At 69.5% G+C, this 1,032-nt stretch carries 1 protein-coding gene; it reads right to left on the minus strand.

Going from position 1 to position 1,032, the window contains the following annotated elements; genetic code table 11:
- On the minus strand, positions 1-1,032 hold a 1,032-nt coding region (locus KBX53_RS34020), incomplete at both ends, for a glycerophosphodiester phosphodiesterase family protein (RefSeq protein WP_305798005.1).

Here is a 1,032-nt window from a genome sequence, read left to right on the forward strand (position 1 = left end):
GGGTCGTGCACTCGGCCGGGCCGTACTGCCAGACCAGGGCGACGGTGCCGATCCGCCGGTCGAGCTGCCGGGCGTAGGTGATGGTGCGCCAGTCGAACGACTGGATGGTGGCCCGCTTGGTGAAGCCGGCCCGCTGGATCGCGTCGACGAGCTTGCGGGTGAAGCTGCGGTACGGCTCGGTGTCGTTCACCACCGGGCTGATCTTCGTTTCGATGTTCATCCTGATGTCGGTGCGGCCACTGGCCTTCACCAGGGCGAAGACCTCGTCCAGGGTCGGGATCCGGGCACCGGGCGCGGGCACCTGGGCGGGCAGCTCGGGCAGCGTCTTCGTGCCGCAGTCGACGGTCTTGAGCTGCGCCAGGGTCAGTTCGTGCACCGGCTTGCCCACGTACGGGAACATCCGGTCACCGGGGCGCACCGGCTTGGTGTCGACGCAGTGCGACCCGTTGACGGTGCGATCGTGCAGCACCACGAGCTTGCCGTCGGCGGTCACGCCGGTGTCCAGCTCCAGCGTGGAGATGGCCCGGTTGGAGAGCGCGTTCGAGAACGCCGGCAGGGTGTTCTCCGGCCGGGTGGCCCGACCGCCCCGGTGCGCCTGGATGTCGAACGGCGCGGCGTACGCCTTCGGCAGCCGGTAACCGCGCTGCGCCAGCACGCCGCGCAGCCGGTCCGGGTAGTCGGTGATGATGCCGTCCACGCCGTCGTCGATCAGCTTGGTCATGGTCGGCACGTCGTCGACCGTCCACGGGATCACCTTGATCCCGTACCGGTGCGCCCGGTCGACCATCTCCTTCGTGACGTACGGCTGGTAGCCCGGGTCGGTGACAGTGCCGTTCTGCGGCATGCCGTGCACCGGCGAGAAGGCGCTGGCGCCGAAGCTGCGGATCGCCGTGATCGGGTCGCCACCGAAGTCGTCGATGTCCAGCCCGCCCAGCCAGGGCGAGGCACCCGGCTGGCCGGTCTGCAGGAAGTCGTAGTTGGTCAGGGCGACAAGCGGCAGCTTCGGCTCGACCTGACGCATGCGCATCAGCG

The sequence above is a fragment of the Micromonospora sp. M51 genome, assembly GCF_018070305.1.
Lineage (GTDB): Bacteria > Actinomycetota > Actinomycetes > Mycobacteriales > Micromonosporaceae > Micromonospora > Micromonospora parva.